Origin of the sequence: Streptomyces sp. Ag109_O5-1 (assembly GCF_003814875.1) — a bacterium.
GTDB lineage: Bacteria > Actinomycetota > Actinomycetes > Streptomycetales > Streptomycetaceae > Streptomyces > Streptomyces sasae.
Genome location: NZ_RKQF01000001.1, coordinates 7,646,620 through 7,660,947, shown reverse-complemented (window position 1 = coordinate 7,660,947; position 14,328 = coordinate 7,646,620). Strand labels below are relative to the sequence as shown.

At 71.4% G+C, this 14,328-nt stretch carries 13 protein-coding genes and 1 pseudogene; 6 read left to right on the top strand and 8 right to left on the bottom strand.

Features of this window, described 5'->3' with window-relative positions; all coding sequences use genetic code 11:
- Positions 1 to 20: 20 nt before the first annotated feature.
- The 3 genes and pseudogenes from EDD90_RS57770 to EDD90_RS34780 all read right to left on the bottom strand — a co-directional run bounded on the left by EDD90_RS57770 (position 21) and on the right by EDD90_RS34780 (position 1,228).
- Positions 21 to 230 (bottom strand): DUF397 domain-containing protein, encoded by a 210-nt coding sequence (locus EDD90_RS57770; RefSeq protein WP_260328779.1) that lies wholly within the window; start codon positions 228 to 230, stop codon positions 21 to 23.
- Positions 228 to 383, bottom strand: a pseudogene (locus EDD90_RS57765) (DUF397 domain-containing protein); the annotation flags it as partial. The gene EDD90_RS57770 and the pseudogene EDD90_RS57765, both read right to left, overlap by 3 nt.
- 8 nt (positions 384 to 391) lie before the next feature.
- A complete protein-coding gene (locus tag EDD90_RS34780) occupies positions 392 to 1,228 on the bottom strand; it encodes a helix-turn-helix transcriptional regulator (RefSeq protein WP_123976837.1) in 837 nt (278 codons plus the stop codon).
- A 178-nt stretch (positions 1,229 to 1,406) separates the two neighbouring features.
- Here EDD90_RS34780 and EDD90_RS34775 point away from each other — a divergent pair, with 178 nt between their 5' ends.
- Positions 1,407 to 1,811: an ATP-binding protein gene (locus EDD90_RS34775; protein WP_123976836.1), complete on the top strand. Its 405-nt coding sequence runs from the start codon at positions 1,407 to 1,409 to the stop codon at positions 1,809 to 1,811.
- On the opposite strand, the gene EDD90_RS34770 is transcribed toward EDD90_RS34775, so the two are convergent.
- Complete coding sequence (locus EDD90_RS34770; protein WP_123976835.1) at positions 1,812 to 2,687, bottom strand: LysR family transcriptional regulator; 876 nt, start codon at positions 2,685 to 2,687, stop codon at positions 1,812 to 1,814. It abuts the gene before it with no gap.
- A 98-nt stretch (positions 2,688 to 2,785) separates the two neighbouring features.
- On the opposite strand from EDD90_RS34770, the gene EDD90_RS34765 reads away from it, so the two are divergent.
- The 3 genes from EDD90_RS34765 to EDD90_RS34755 all read left to right on the top strand — a co-directional run bounded on the left by EDD90_RS34765 (position 2,786) and on the right by EDD90_RS34755 (position 5,310).
- Entirely contained in the window at positions 2,786 to 3,172 is a 387-nt protein-coding gene (locus EDD90_RS34765; RefSeq protein WP_123976834.1) for a nuclear transport factor 2 family protein, read from the top strand.
- Between the two features lie 75 nt (positions 3,173 to 3,247).
- Positions 3,248 to 4,630, top strand: a complete 1,383-nt coding sequence (locus EDD90_RS34760; protein ID WP_260328306.1) for a hypothetical protein — start codon at positions 3,248 to 3,250, stop codon at positions 4,628 to 4,630.
- 161 nt (positions 4,631 to 4,791) lie between these two features.
- Positions 4,792 to 5,310 carry a proline dehydrogenase gene (locus tag EDD90_RS34755; RefSeq protein ID WP_123976833.1) on the top strand — a complete coding sequence of 173 codons (519 nt, stop codon included), beginning with the start codon at positions 4,792 to 4,794 and terminating at the stop codon, positions 5,308 to 5,310.
- An 11-nt stretch (positions 5,311 to 5,321) separates the two neighbouring features.
- Here EDD90_RS34755 and EDD90_RS34750 read toward each other — a convergent pair whose 3' ends face one another.
- Together EDD90_RS34750 and EDD90_RS34745 are read right to left on the bottom strand one after the other, a co-directional pair.
- The gene (locus EDD90_RS34750) at positions 5,322 to 6,365 is read right to left on the bottom strand and encodes a hypothetical protein (RefSeq protein WP_123976832.1); all 1,044 of its coding nucleotides are present in this window, start codon (positions 6,363 to 6,365) and stop codon (positions 5,322 to 5,324) included.
- Positions 6,366 to 6,485: 120 nt separating this feature from the next.
- Positions 6,486 to 9,362, bottom strand: coding sequence for a hypothetical protein (locus EDD90_RS34745; RefSeq protein ID WP_123976831.1), 2,877 nt, complete (start codon positions 9,360 to 9,362; stop codon positions 6,486 to 6,488).
- A gap of 488 nt (positions 9,363 to 9,850) precedes the next feature.
- Here EDD90_RS34745 and EDD90_RS34735 point away from each other — a divergent pair, with 488 nt between their 5' ends.
- Together EDD90_RS34735 and EDD90_RS34730 are read left to right on the top strand one after the other, a co-directional pair.
- A complete protein-coding gene (locus EDD90_RS34735; RefSeq protein ID WP_123976830.1) occupies positions 9,851 to 10,636 on the top strand; it encodes a VOC family protein in 786 nt (261 codons plus the stop codon).
- Between the two features lie 168 nt (positions 10,637 to 10,804).
- Positions 10,805 to 11,692 (top strand): 4Fe-4S domain-containing protein, encoded by an 888-nt coding sequence (locus EDD90_RS34730; RefSeq protein ID WP_123976829.1) that lies wholly within the window; start codon positions 10,805 to 10,807, stop codon positions 11,690 to 11,692.
- A gap of 3 nt (positions 11,693 to 11,695) precedes the next feature.
- Here the strand turns inward: EDD90_RS34730 and EDD90_RS34725 are convergent, their stop codons facing one another.
- Positions 11,696 to 11,881 carry a hypothetical protein gene (locus EDD90_RS34725; protein ID WP_123976828.1) on the bottom strand — a complete coding sequence of 62 codons (186 nt, stop codon included), beginning with the start codon at positions 11,879 to 11,881 and terminating at the stop codon, positions 11,696 to 11,698.
- Between the two features lie 41 nt (positions 11,882 to 11,922).
- Complete coding sequence (locus tag EDD90_RS34720) at positions 11,923 to 14,187, bottom strand: FUSC family protein (protein ID WP_260328305.1); 2,265 nt, start codon at positions 14,185 to 14,187, stop codon at positions 11,923 to 11,925.
- Positions 14,188 to 14,328 lie beyond the last annotated feature (141 nt).

The following is a 14,328-nucleotide window of genomic DNA, read 5'->3' as shown; positions in this document are numbered from 1 at the left end:
CTGCCGTGCGTACGCCGGCCTTATCGAGGAGACGCCGACGGGGAGGTCTTGAGGGCTTCGAGGAAGAGGTTGAAGGTGGGGGTGGGGAAGGTGAGGGTGGCTCGGGTGGGGGTTTTGGAGTCGCGGACGGCTGTACGGGTGGGGGTGGTTGCTATCTCCACGCAGTTGTTGCCGTCGTCCGGGCCCGAGTAGGACGACTTCCGCCAGCCTGCCTTTTTGAGGTCCTCGATGAACGCGGTGAAGGCTCCGGCCGGGACGGTCAGAATGGCGCGGGCCGGGGCCTTGGAGTCACGGACGGCTATGTGGGTGGGGGTGGTGGTTATTTCCACGCACTCGTTGCCGTCGTCCGGGCCCGAGTAGGACGACTTCCGCCAGTTGTCCATGAGGTGCCTCACAGCTCTTTCGCCAGCCGGTTGATGAAGTCACGCGATCGTTCGGGATCGAGCGATACGGCTTCCACTTTACGGAAGCGCGTTCGAAAGGCGATGAGCTGTGATTCGGAATCGATGAACGCCGACCCATGCGGTACGTCACGCACAACCGTGTCCAGTTTCGGTACGGCACCACCCACGTACGTCATGGTGCTGGCGGCTCTGGAGAAGCCGTCCAGGTCGAAGGGAATGACCCGCACGCTGGTGTTCTCCTCTTCGGAGAGCTCCAGGAGCTTGACGAGTTGCGCACGGGAGGCCGTACGGTCGCCGACCCTGATCCGTAGAGCCGACTCGTGGATCACCAGCTCGTACGGGATGCTGATCTCCTGGCCCGCCATACGGTGGCGGACACGCAACTCAAGCTCCTCATGGGTAAGTTCGGGCACCCTGCCGGAGAAGACGGCACGGGCGTACTCCTCCGTCTGCAACAGTCCCGGTACGTACAGGATCGCGACGTCGCGCCGGAAGGACGCATGATGGTTCAGCTCGGAGAGGTCCAGGAACGAAGTGGGCAGCAGTCCCCGGTACTCCTCCCACCAGCCATGCGTCCGGTCGGTGGACAGGGCGACCAAGGCGTCGATGAACTCCTCGTCCGTGCAGGCGTAGTGGGATGCGAGACGTCGTAGCCTCTCCTCGCTCACACCCGCGAATCCTGATTCGATGTGGCTCATCTGCGCGCGATTCGCCCCGAGCAGCGCTGCCGCCTCAATGGCGGTGAGCCCCGCGGCCTCACGAAGTCTGCGCAGTTCGACGCCCAAGCGCATCTGACGTGCGGTTGCTTCGCGCCTCAGAGTCATCAACTGCTCCTCGTTCGGGGGCTTACTACGCGATCGGCTTGCCCGAGCACACATGTTACCCCTACCGTCGGTGACGCAACGGACACGCTACGGAAGCGCACCGCTCCCTCCTGCCATGACGGCTGCGGCAATGCCACCGTGCGTGAATCTCCCCCACACGTAGCGGAGTTGATGACGCATGCCCGAAGCCTGGGAGTACACGCTCACCATCCCCAACGACCTCCGGGCCGTCGCCGTCAGCCGTCACACCCTCAGACTCGTCCTCACCGCACACGGACTCGCCCGCTTCCTGGACGTCGCCGAACTCCTCGCCACCGAGCTGGTGTCCAACGCCGTACGGCACACGAAGGGCCCCGCCGCGCTGCGCGTGCGCTGGTCACCTCCCGGCACTCTCAGGATCGGGGCGCGGGATGCCGACCCCGAACCTCCGGAGCCTCCCTTGCCGTTGGGGCAGGTCGCCGAGTCGGAGGAGGGGCGGGGGCTGGCGCTCGTACGGGCCTGTTCGGACCTGTGGGGCTGGCAGCCGCTGTCCAGATACGGCAACCGGGGCAAGTGCGTGTGGTGCGAGCTGGCCGCGGCCTGACTAGGCGAACGCCCGCCGGCTGTGCACAAGCAGCTCGCGCACCGCGGGCTGGTGCGCGCTCTTCCAGACCAGGGCGAGCAGCGCCGGTGTCTCGACGTCGGCGATGGTGTGGGCGGTGAGCCGGTCACGGTGGTTCACGGCCATCGATTCGCTGAGGACCGCCACACCGAGCCCGCGGGCGGCGAGGTCGGCGATGGCGTCCGCGGCGCTGGCCTGCAACGCGATCGCGGGCCGGAGCCCCTGTGCGGCGCAGGCCTCGTCGAACACCGTGCGCAGGCCGGTGCCGGTCGGCATGCACACGATCGGATGGCCCATCAGGTCGGGCAGGGTGACCCGTCGCCGTTCCGCCAGCGGGTGGCCGGCCGGGACCGCCGCGACGAGCCGTTCACTGACGATGGTCAGCGCGTCCAGTCCGTCGGGGGTGGTTGCCGCGGCTCCGACGAGCGCCAGGTCGAGGGCGCCGTTGCGCACCCCTTCGACGAGCCGGTCGGAGCTGTCCTCCAGCAGCAGGATCTCGACGCTGGGATGCTCCTCGTGAAACGCCGCGAGGGCGTCGAACAGCGGGGTGAGCGTGCAGCCGATGACCATCCCGACGGTGAGCCTGCCCCGGACCAGGCCGGTCACCTCGTCCACCGCGCGGCCGACCGCCCCGGCCGCGGCAAGCGTGGCACGGGCGTGTTCGAGCGCCGCCTTTCCCGCGACGGTGAGCGTGACGGTGCGTGCGGACCGGTCGAACAGCTCGGCGCCGAGCTCGCGTTCGAGCTGGCGGATCTGGGCGCTGACGCCGGACTGGCTGATGTGCACCCGCTCGGCGGCCCGGGTGAAGTTGCGCTCCTCGGCCACCGCGACGAAGTATTCGAGCTGCCTCAGATCCATGACTCCTGATTCTAGTGTGCAGAAGATGCATCTGTTGGACTTCTGATCGGTGCGCTACCAGGCTGGGATGTACCGGAGCCCGACACCAGGAGGCAGCCATGCCGGAGTACGAGAAGGCCATGCGGCCCGAGGACATCACCCGCTTGTTCGTCGAGCGGTCCAACGCCGGTGACGCGGCCGGGGTCGCCGCGCTCTACGAGGAGGAGGCAGTGCTGGCATACCCGCCCGGCGAGCTGACGGTGGGTCGGGAGGCGATCCGGGCACTGTGGGAGAAGGTGCTGGCCGGCGGTCCCCGCTTCGAGCCGGAGCAGCCGCTGCCGACGCTGGTCAGCGGAGACATCGCCCTCACGTCGACCCCGCCGAAGGACGGGACCGGGGCACGGGCGCAGGTCGTCAGGCGCCAGCCCGACGGCAGCTGGCTGCGTCTGCTCGACCAGCCCGAGTTCGCACGGCCGGCGGGCGGCCGAGAGTCGGTCGGGCCGTAAACTCCCGTCCTTCATAAGACAGTTGAATCCACGCCGCATTGATCATGACACGACAAGCGCCCTAGCATCTACCGAGTGAAGACTTCTGAAATATTCGGTAACCGTCTGAGACTTGGGGTGGCCGCCGCGTTCTCCGCGGTGGCCCTCGTCATCGTACCGACGGGCCCCGCGCAGGCGGCTCCCGGCGACAACCCCGGCAAACTGACCACCCTCACCTCCTCGTCGGAGTACGCGAAGCTGGAACTCCAGGAGCACCGGGTCCCGACCTCCTCACTGGACAACCTGGCCAGTGAGATGGGCACCGCCCGCGGGGTCGACCAGGTGCTCGCCAGCGCCAACCACCCGATGCGCAACGCGGCGGACTGCTCCAGCATGGAGAAGAGCGCGCTGCCGCTGAAGCCGGCGGCCGAGTCCTACTACTGCTGGGACTCCGGTGACGACAAGACCCAGGACTGGCTGCCGCAGTCGGTGACGTCCAGCGGCGACGCCGACAACGACGGCATGTGGGGCACCAACAAGGTGATCCTGTCCGGCTGGGGCCAGAACGGCTCCACCACCAGCGACCACATGGCCCGCATCGCCTTCATCGACGCCAACGACCCGGGCAACTTCAAGTACCGCTGGGTCCTGCCCGTCATCCCCCTCAACGGCGGCACCGACTACCGCGCCCTGAAGTCCCACATCGGCGGCATGGTCTGGTACCAGGACAAGCTGATCGTCACCTCCTACGAGGGGGATGCCGATCACAACCAGCTGTACATCTTCGACATGAGCCGGATCCTGCAGGCGACCGTCAACAGTTCCGTGGTCGGCAAGGTGAGCAACGGCTGGTCCGCCGACGGCTACCAGTACGTGATGCCGGCGATCGGCTCCTACAGCCTCACCGGCGGGGGCTGCGTCTCCAGCAGCGACGACTCCTTCCCGTGCTTCGCCTCCATCTCGCTCGACCGCAGCAGCGTGCCGGACAGCCTGGTCGCCACCGAGTGGTTCTCCTCCGGCGGCTCCCAGCCGGCCCGCATCTGGCGCTACAACTTCGACGGAAACGACCCGGGCTACCTCGCCAAGGACAGCAACGGCTACGTGGAGGCCGACGGCAAGATCTACGAGACGAAGGCCGTCGGTCTGCAGGGCGTGCTGTCGCACAGCAAGACCCAGGGGGGCACACCGGACTTCTACGTCGACGACGCGCGCGGCGGCGTCGACCAGCACGGCATCCTGTGGCGGCAGAACCTCACCGACAATGCCGGCGCGGCCGCCAACTGCGGTGGCGACATCACCTACGCCTGCTGGGGCATGCACACGGAGGGCATGTCCTACTGGTGGAACACCGGCCGGCTGTGGACGGTCACCGAGTGGGCGGCCGACATCAACGCCAAATGGTCGGGCACCGACAACGCGCGCCCGCAGCGGCTGCTGTACTCCGTACCGCTGTCCTCGGTCGACAGCACGCTGAGCTGAACCGACCGCGGCGGGCGCAGCGCACGGTGTGTGCGCTGCGCCCGCCGCGCATCGCCCGCCCGGAACACCCGGAACGGCCGGAACGGCCTCGACAACCGGGGCGCGTACGTGTGGCGCGAACCGGCCGCGGCCCAGGCTCCGCGGCCCGGCAGACTGGCCCCATGGACGCAGGTATTGCAGCCCTGCTGGGCGCCACCGTCGGTTCCCTGTCCACCCTCGGCGCCGCGGTCGTGAGCGGACGGGCACAGGCCCGAACGCAACACGATCAGTGGCGCCGTCAACACCGCCGTGACGCCTACGCGGGCTACCTCAGCGCCCTCCACGACCGCGACATCGCCATGGACGCGATCCTCGACGCGCTGGGTCCCGACGAACCCGACCTGTCCGACGTCGACGAGAAGATACGTCACTTCGTCGCCCTGGCCCGCGAGGTGCACCGCGCTGCCGAGGTCGTCGTCCTCGAAGGACCGGCCTCCCTCGCGGAAGTGGCCGACCGCGTCACCCGTGCCTCGCGCGAACTGTCCGAGGTCATGCGGCGGATGGCGGAGAACGCCCACGCGGGAGACACCACCCGCAAAGCCGGGGACACCGCCCTCGCCGCCGATCGGGAGCGCATCCTCTACCGGGCGGTCAGGGACTTCCGGCTCGCGGCCCGCGGCACCATCGGCAACACGAACTGACGTCGGCCGCCTCAGTGTACGAGCGCCCAGATCAGCAGTCCGGGGCAGACCGCGAGATCGGCCGCCACTCCGGCGAGGAAGACCGGGAGGCTGACGAGCAGTGCCGCGCCGAGGCCGAACGGATAGGACGGTCCGTGGAGTTCGTCCTGCCCGGGGTTGTGCCCGGCGACGTACCACAGGCGCCGACGGGGCAACGGCTGCACGGTGCCGTCCCAGGCCGCGCGATCCCAGGTCAGCTGTGAGCCGTCGTCGGTGGTGTGGGCGTACTCGTGTCTCCAGCCCTTCCGCGAAGCCAGGACGTCCGGGGGCAGAGTCCTCGTGTGGTGCGCCGTCACCAGGTGTCCGCGGCGGATCAGCGCCCGGAGGGCGACCGACGTATCACGTACGACCAGGCCGAGCGGCAAGGGGAGGGAGCCTATGGTGGCCAGGAGGACCAGGCCCGTCAGCGCCAGCCATGCCTCGCCGAGCGCGACCGGCACCGCGAGACAGCCGGCACTGGCGCCCAACGCGCCCCACAGCAGCAACTGCCGGGTGGGGTACCTGTCCCGCAGGCGGGGTCCGGCAGCAGGAGCGGTGGCGGTCGGTGCCTCTCGCGGGGCGGGGACGGGCGGCCGGCCGGTTCGGATCGGCGGGTTCCCCTCGGTGAGCCGTACGGCGTCGGCCGCGCAGACGGGCACCATGCGTGCCGTTCCGCCGTCGGGAGTCCAGGACACCTCGCGGACCGAACGGCCGTGGCGGGGATCGAAGAAGCACAGCGGACCCAGTACGGGGAGAGGGCCGCCGGCGAGGCGGGCGTCCAGCCGAGCCAGCGCGCGCTCCCCGTCGTCCAGGGCCCGAAGGGTGCCCTGCGCGTCCCGGCGCACGCGGCGGCCTGCCAGCTCGTAGGCGTCCAGGGCCGCGGCGTAGTCCGCGATCATCTCGCCGGTCGCACGGGAGCTGCTCGGGCTGAAGGGATGCGCCGCCAGCCGTTCGCCGAACCGCGTGAGCTCCGCTTCGGCTCCGTCCGTCTCCGGAGTGCGCCGCCGCCCCCACCGGCCCCCCGCTCCGCGCCACATCCCGGCATTGTCGCTCCATCGGGACCTGCTGACCATGCTGCAAGCACCGCGCCGCCCGGACCAGGGTCCGAGCGGCGCGTCACGTCGTCCTGATGCGGACGTTCTCCGGCGGGGAACCGGTCAGCGGGTGACCATGACCGCGTCCAGGTGCACGGTGGAGCGGCCCCGCGCGCTGCCGGCCAGCACCTTCAACTGCGCCTTGTGCGTGGTGATCTTCGTACCGAGCGTGTACGTGAACACCGCCTTCCGGTATGCCGTGGTCGAGGCGTAGGTGTTCACCGTGCCCACCGTGACCCCGTCCACCACGACCGCGAAACGGCCGCCGTCGGACTTGCGGGTCGCGACGATCCGCAGCTTGGTGCCGTCCGCCGTGAAGGACACCGTGGCCCCCTTCGTGGCGGAGACCCGCTCCGTCCCGGACCAGGCGGAAGCCACCGACGAGGACGCCCAGGTGCCGCGGAAGGACAGCGCCGAGGACCGGTCGTCGACCGGGACGCCGCTGGTGACGGCCGCTGTCCAGGCTCCGGTCTGTCCGGCGTCGTCGTGGGCGCGTGCGTAGAAGCGGTACGTCAGACCCGGCTGCGGAGTCGCCGGGCTGCCCAAGGAGCCGAAGCTGCCGGACTTCGTCGTGGTGCCGCTGCGCCAGGTCTTGAGCGGTCCGAGCGTCCAGGCACCCGTGCCGCTGCGGGTGGCGACCCGCCAGCCGACGTCGTACGACGTCACGCCCGCCGTCTTCGCCGCCCAGCTCACCGGGATCACGGCGCGGGTCGAGGCGTCGCTGGCCAGGGCCGGTGCGGTGACGGACGCGGCGGGGACGGTCCTGCGCAGGGCGACCTTGCCGCTGATGTCGGCCGCCGGCACGCCGGTGGCCGCGTCCTTGACGGCCAGGGTCCAGGTGTAGGTGCCTTCCGCGGCCGTGCCGCCCGCGTCGTTCCTGCCGTTCCAGACCGGAGCGACGCTGCCGGAGGAGGCCGTCGCCGTCAGGGTACGCACCTGCGCGCTACCGGACTTGAGGGTGAGCGTCCAGGTCACCGGCCGGTTGTACGTCCAGACCGGCGCCCAGGTGTCGGACGAGCCGTCGCCGTTGGGGCTGAACCCGGCCGGGACGGAGACGGAGGCGGAGACGGTCGAGGGAGCCCCGGCCCACACCGCGTGGGTGACGCCGTCGTCGCCCATCCACGCCGCCCAGGGCGCCTCGCGGTCCACCGCCCACCGCTGCGCGGCAGCGGTGTCGGCCCTGCCGGGAAGGGCGAACAGGGCCTGCGCCGTGGCTCCGTTCACGCCCAGGACCTGAGCGTTCAGCGTGATGCCCGCGGCAGCGTCCTTGGTGAACGTGTACAGGACGCCGGTGCCGAGGATCGGTGCTTCCACGGAGGAGTCCACCGTCGTACGGGTGGTGGTCCCCGTCTTCAGGAGCAGGCCCTGGGTGGAGGCGGCTCCGCAGGTGGTCAGCAGGATCCAGGAGCCGCGCACCTGGAGGCCTCCCGGCAGGCAGTCCACCGTGGTGACCGTGGACGTGGTTCCGGTGGTCAGATCGGTGCGCCGGATCGACCAGCTGGAGGTGGCGTCCTTCACCGAGGTGTAGAGGGCACCGCCGTACAGGGCCGAGCCTGTGGGCACCCGTTCGCTCGCACCGGTGGCCACGGTGTACAGCAGGAGCGTGCCGTTGTAGACGGTGGTCTTGTCCGACAGCAGGAGGTGGCCGCCGTCGAAGTCCACGACCTGGTCGGCCGAGATGTCGCTCGGCTGGAGCGGTACACCGGTCGGCGTCCCCTTGTCATAGACCTCGTAGGCGCCGCCCTGCTCGACGAGCACCCGGTTCCCGGCGGCGGCCAGCGTCTGGTGCACGGTGCCGGTCGAGTAGGCCAGGACGCGTGACGGCGCGGTGGCCGACGCACCGGACGGACCGACCGTCAGAGCGGAGGAGAGCAGCACGCCGGTACGGCGGGAGGAGTCGTCGGCGGTGTAGAGGGTTCCGCCGGACAGTGCCAGGGCGTCCAGGCGGGCGAGGCCGGCCGGGATGGCGGAGGCGTCGCCGTCGGCGGTGGAGACCCTGCCGTCGGTCAGGGTCTGGACGGCGGCGTCCACGTCGGGCCGGTACAGCGCCGCGCGCATCCTGCCGTCGTCGCCCACGGAGATGTCACCGAACGTGCCGTCGAGGTCGGCGGCCGGGGTGGAGCCGTCCCGGGACATCGCGTACAGCTCGTTGCCGTCAGCGCTCCACGCGTACCAGGCCAGGGTGTCGTCGCTGATCCAGCGGGCCTTGTCGGTGGGCAGGGTGACGGTCGCCGGACCCTCGCCGGGCGCGGACCGCCGCCACTCGGTCAGGGTGGCACCGTCGATCGCCCCGAAGTGGGAGGGGGTGAACTCCAGGCCCTGAGGCAGCTCGCCGGTGTCGGGCTCGGCGACGGTGACGCTCGCGCCGCTGGCGAAGTCGACGTAGTCGATCCGGTAGCCCCAGCCGGGAGCGGTCCGCCGCAGCACCAGTGCGCCCTCGGCGTCCGAGGCCAGCACCTCGTACTGCTCGTCGTCGGAGAACAGCACACGGTCGCCCTGGGAGGTGCGCAGCACGAGGCGCACCCGGTACGCCGAATCGGCGTCGTAATAGCTCTGCTGTACGAGGATGCCGTCACCGGCCTGGGCCCGGTACCGCTCGTCGCCCGCCGCGCCCGAGCTGTCGTACGCGACGGCCAGGGTCTCCTGCTGGTCGGTGTCGAGGTGCCGCAGGGTCACATGGTCGGCCAGGGCGCCGTTCGGATTCGTCGAAGTGGCGATGGCCACCACCGAGTTCTGGACCGAGACCGTGCGGACGGAGACCCCCTCGCTGTTGTCGGCCAGCGCCCCCAGATTCTGTGGGGTGCCTCCGGAGACGGAGAGCCAGCCGTGCGGCAGCCGGTCGGCGGAGGTCTTCTGCTCCCAGACGACCGCCCGTCCCGACCCGGACACCTCGTCGGCCGACGGCGCGGAGGTGTTCCGTGCCGGCAGTGAGGTCGTCACGCCGGAAGCGGCCGAGGCGGCGGGGACGGACGCAACTGTCCCGGCGACGGCCACTGCCCCGGCGACGACTACCGACACGCAGAGGTGACGTCTGTGCGATGACATGGAGTCACATTCCTCTCGAACATGAGAGCGGATCATCGCACACACGCCCGACGCACATATGAACAATTTTGGCGGTACCCCGAGGACGGCCGGGGCCGTCGGGGCGATCGGGACGGCCGGGGCGATGGGGGGCGGCCGGGACGGCAGGGGTGGTCAGGGCCGCCGGGGCCACCAAGGCGGTCGGGGCTGCCGTGGCCGCCGTGGCTGCCGTGGCCACCGTGGCCACCGTGGCTGCCGTGGCTGCCGTGGCTGCCGTGGCTGCCGTGGCTGCCGTGGCTGCCGGTGAGCCGACGGTAATACCCGCCGACTCGGGTGGCGGGATGGGGCGGGGGCGGTGAAGGTGGGCGGCGGAGGACTTCATCGCGCGCAGGGAGAACTTGCAGATGCCCGAGATCACCACTCCGTACGCGACCGGCACTCCGTGCTGGGTCGATCTGATGGCGCAGGACCAGCAGGCGGCGCTGGACTTCTACCGTGACCTGTTCGGCTGGCAGGGCGAGGTCGGCGGGGCCGACTTCGGCGGGTACGCCGTCTGCACCCTGCACGGCAAGCCGGTGGCCGGCATCGGTGCGGCCATGGCCCCCGAGGGGCAGCCGGAGCCGCCGACCGTCTGGACCACCTATCTGGCCAGCACCGACGCGCAGGCCACGCAGGACGCGATCGTCTCGGCGGGCGGCACCCTGATCGCGCCCGTGATGGACGTCGGCACGATCGGCCGGATGCTGATCGCCGCCGACCCGCAGGGCGCGGTGTTCGGGGTGTGGCAGCCGGTCGAGTTCCATGGCGCGGGGCTGGTCAACGAGCCCGGCGCGCTGATCTGGAACGAGCTGAACACCAGCGACGTACCCGGCGCCACCGGCTTCTACGGCGAGGCCTTCGGCATCGAGATCCAGCCGATGGAGGGCGCCGGCGGCAACTACTGGTCGCTGAACGTCGGCGGCAAGGGCGTCGGCGGCGCCGCCCGGCTCGGCAACGAACGGCCCGACACCCCGCCGCACTGGCTGACGTACTTCGCCGTGGACGACGTCGACTCCACCGTGGACGCGCTGGTCAAGCGGAACGGCACGGTGCTCGCACCGCCGTTCGACATGATGGCCGGCCGGATGGCCGTGGTCGCCGACCCGCAGGGCGCGGTCTTCGCGGCCTTCAAGCCGAAGCCGATGGGCTGAGTCGATGGACTGAGCCGATGAGCTTGAGCCGATGAGCTTGAGCCGAGAGAGCAACCCTCTGCCGTAAGCACCAGATCCGGACCCCCTTCCTCTTTCGGCGCGGCTCGGGATACCCCTGAGGTGACCTGAGGTGACCGGCAGTACGGAAAGCGGAAGGGGAGCGGAGCCATGGGAACGGAACAGGCCGAGCACGGCTGGCAGGTGGACGGGCGCTGTACGAACTGCGATGTCGCGCGGCAGCTCGCACCGGGGCTGATCGGCGAGGTCGGCGGACGTTCCGCCGTGCTGCGCCAGCCGCGCGACGCGGCGGAGACGGGGCTCTTACACGCGGCCGCGCACGCCTGCCCCACCCGCTCCGTCCGTCCCCCGGGCGGGCGGCTCGACGCGGCGCAGGACCCCTTTCCCCTGGCCCTGGACGACACCGTGCGGCTGTGCGGGCACAACTCCCCGCACACCGCCGGGGCCAACTCCTATCTCCTCCACCGCCCCGACGGCACGTCGCTGATGGTGGACACCCCGCGCTGGAGCCCGGCCCTCGCCGCGCGCCATGAGGCACTGGGCCCGGTGACCGACCTCCTGCTCACCCACCGCGACCACGCGGCGCACGGCCGCCGGTACGCCGACCGCTTCGGCGCCCGGCTCTGGATCCACGAGGGCGACCTCGACGCGGCCCCGGACGCCGACCGGGTGCTGCGCGGCACCGAGCCGACCGAGATCACCGACGGCGTGCTCGCCCTCCCCTTCCCCGGGCACACCCGGGGAAGCGTGCTCTACCTCGCGGACGAGCGGTACTGCTTCAGTGGCGACAGCTTCTACTGGTCGCGTACGACGGCGGACCTGGAGGTGGCCGAGAGCGTCACCTGGTACTCCGTCCAGGAGTTGGCCGCCTCGCTGACCCGGGCCGCAGGCCGACTCCGCTTCGAGTGGCTGCTGCCGGGCCACGGCGACCGCCGCCGCCTGCCCGAGGACGAAATGGCCTCCCGGCTACAGCACTTGGCAGCCCGTACCCGGGAACTCCGACCCCGCCCGGTGGACTTCACCGCGGTGCGCTGGTGACGGTCATTCGGCATCGCCGAACCGCCGACGGCGGACCAGCCCCCGCAGATAGGCCAGCAGGAACACCGCATAGAGGACGGTCACCCCGGTCGCCCAGGCAGGAGGGAGTTTCCCGCCGACGATCAGGGAGCCTTCCATGAACGCGACGAACAGCAGGAGCAGGCCTTCGCGTATCTCGCCACGAGTCATGCCCCCTGCATACAGCAGACGGCCGACCACCGGCACCTCCCCTACCCGCCCCCCGCGCTCCCCTTCGCCGCCGTGGCGAGGCCGGGCTGCAGTCGGCGGGCGACGTCGACATGGTCGCCGGTCCAGATGACGCGGACGGCGGTACCGGTGGCCCGGCCCGTGCCGTCGACGAGGTCCGTGCGGATGGACTTGACGAGCCGTGCGGCGACCTCGGGGCGGCGGTGGAGGGGCGCGGGGGCCACCGTACCGGCGTCCAGGCACACCGCCAGCGACCGGTACCAGCCCGCGACCCGGTCCGCGGCCCCGAGGACGGCCCGATGGGCCTCGGTCTGCCCGTCGCCCCTCTCTCCGGCCGCCCCCGCCTCCCGCCACAGCGACACCACCGCGTCCGCGGCCAGCCGCAGCGCGACCACCCCCGTGACCAGCGTGGACATGTCGGCCAGGGACGCCGGCTTGGCGCCCCGTTCGGCCAGGAAGGTGCGGAAGGCGTCGTCGAGGCGGCGGGCGGCGGCCGCGGCCTCGCGACCGGCCGTGTCCGCCGCGGCCGCGGGGTGGCCGAGGGCGTGTGCCACGGCGTCGGCGAGGTAGCCGGCGCTGTCGGTGTAGGCCGCGGCGAGCGCCCGGTGGACGGCGGCCGCGGCGCCCCGGGGCCAGAAGAACAGGGCGACGACGATGCTGACCGCGCAGCCCAGGGCGATGTCCTGGACGCGCAGCAGGGCGATGTGGAAGTCGGGGTCGTGGCCGATGTTGAAGAGCACGACCAGGGTCACGGTGAACGCGGCCTGCCCCGCCGCGAAGGAGACGGCGGCGGGCGCGATCCCGGCCATCAGGATGGCGGCCGGGAGGACGAACCACAGGGCGGTGCCGTGGTGCCCGATCAGGTGCAGCAGCCCGGCGCCCAGGATCGAGCCCACGACCGTGCCGGCGACCGCGCGCAGGGCTTTCTGGCCCGTGTTGAGCGCGTTGGACCGCAGCACGGACAGGGTGCCGAGCAGCACCCAGAAGGAGTGCTGTACGTCGGTCACGCCGGCCAGCAGCACCGCGATGCCCAGTCCCACGGCACCGCGCAGGCTGTTGTGCAGCCACACCGAGCCCCGCCCCAGATGCGCGACGGCGCGTTCACGGGCCGAGGTCAGCGCGGCGGCCGACGCGTCCGGGTCGCGGCCGAGGAGCCGGTCGGACCAGTGCCGCTGCTCGGCGGCGGCCGCGAGCCGCACGTTGCCGGCGATCTGCAGGACGGCGAAGCCGAGTTCCTGGGCGCGGAAGGACAGGTCGAGGACGGCGAGGAATCCGTAGACGTCGGCCTCGCAGGCGCCGACGGGATGGTCGGCGGGCAGCCGGGCCGTGGAACTGCGCTCCATGCCGTGCAGAGCCGCATCCAGCTCGTCGGCGGCCGTGCACAGCGGTCCGGTGTCGCCGTTGCACAGGTCCGTGAGCAGATCGGCCGCGTGGTCGAGGACGTCGGCGGCCAGCAGACGCACGGTCCGGGCGGCCGGATCGCAGGCCGGGGCGGGGTCGGTACGGAAGGGCCGGTCGGCCAGGATGCCGCACAGCCAGGTCAGCTCGTCGACCAGCCGCACCAGGGCACGCGAGGTCGCGGACAGCCCGGTGGGCCGGTACGGCGTGGCATCGAACGCGGCCCGCAACTCCGCACTGGCACCAGCAGTGCACTCCGCAGCAAACCGCCGCCGCGCCGCATCCGCGGTCTGGGCCCCCGAAGGAACCGGGCCCCGCCCCGCCAACCCCGACGCGTCGGCCCGTAGGTCCTCCGCCGCCGCTCGGCATGCTCGCGCCGCCGGTGTGCCGAGCGGGTCGGCGACCGGGCGCGGCCACAGCAGGCAGACCGCCGGCAGCGCCGCCGCCGCCGCGAGGCCGGCCCCCGCGAGCCGGGCCGGCAGTTCGGACAGGGGTGCCGGTGACGCCACGGGCAGGACGAAGCCCAGCAGCAGCGCCGTCGCGCTCCCGGCCAGCACCGAACTGACGACTCCGGAGAACAGCACGGCGAAGCCGACCAGCACGGTCACGGACACGGCGAGCCACAGCGGGCGCGCCACCAGCGTGCCCACGCTGATCAGAACCAGCCAAGCCGCCGCGAGCCCCGCCTGCGCCCGCAGCCGTTCGACCATCGGGCCGGTGAAATCGACCAGCAGCAGCATCGAGAAGGAGCCGAACGCGGCGAAGCTCGCCATCGTCGGGGAGCGGAACACCTGACCGCACAGCGCGAACAGGGCGGGCATCACCAGCGCGGTCCGTGCGGCCCGCCGGGTCGCCGCCAGGTCCGGATCGTGCGCACGCAACCAGCCCACACCACATATATCAGGCACGTACCCGGCCGCACCGCAACCCGGCCGAGGTCACGACACGCCCGGCCACCGGCACACACCCCCACTCGGCCATGTCGCCCACACCACATCGGTCACGATTGGATTTCAGCCACCGCCACCCCC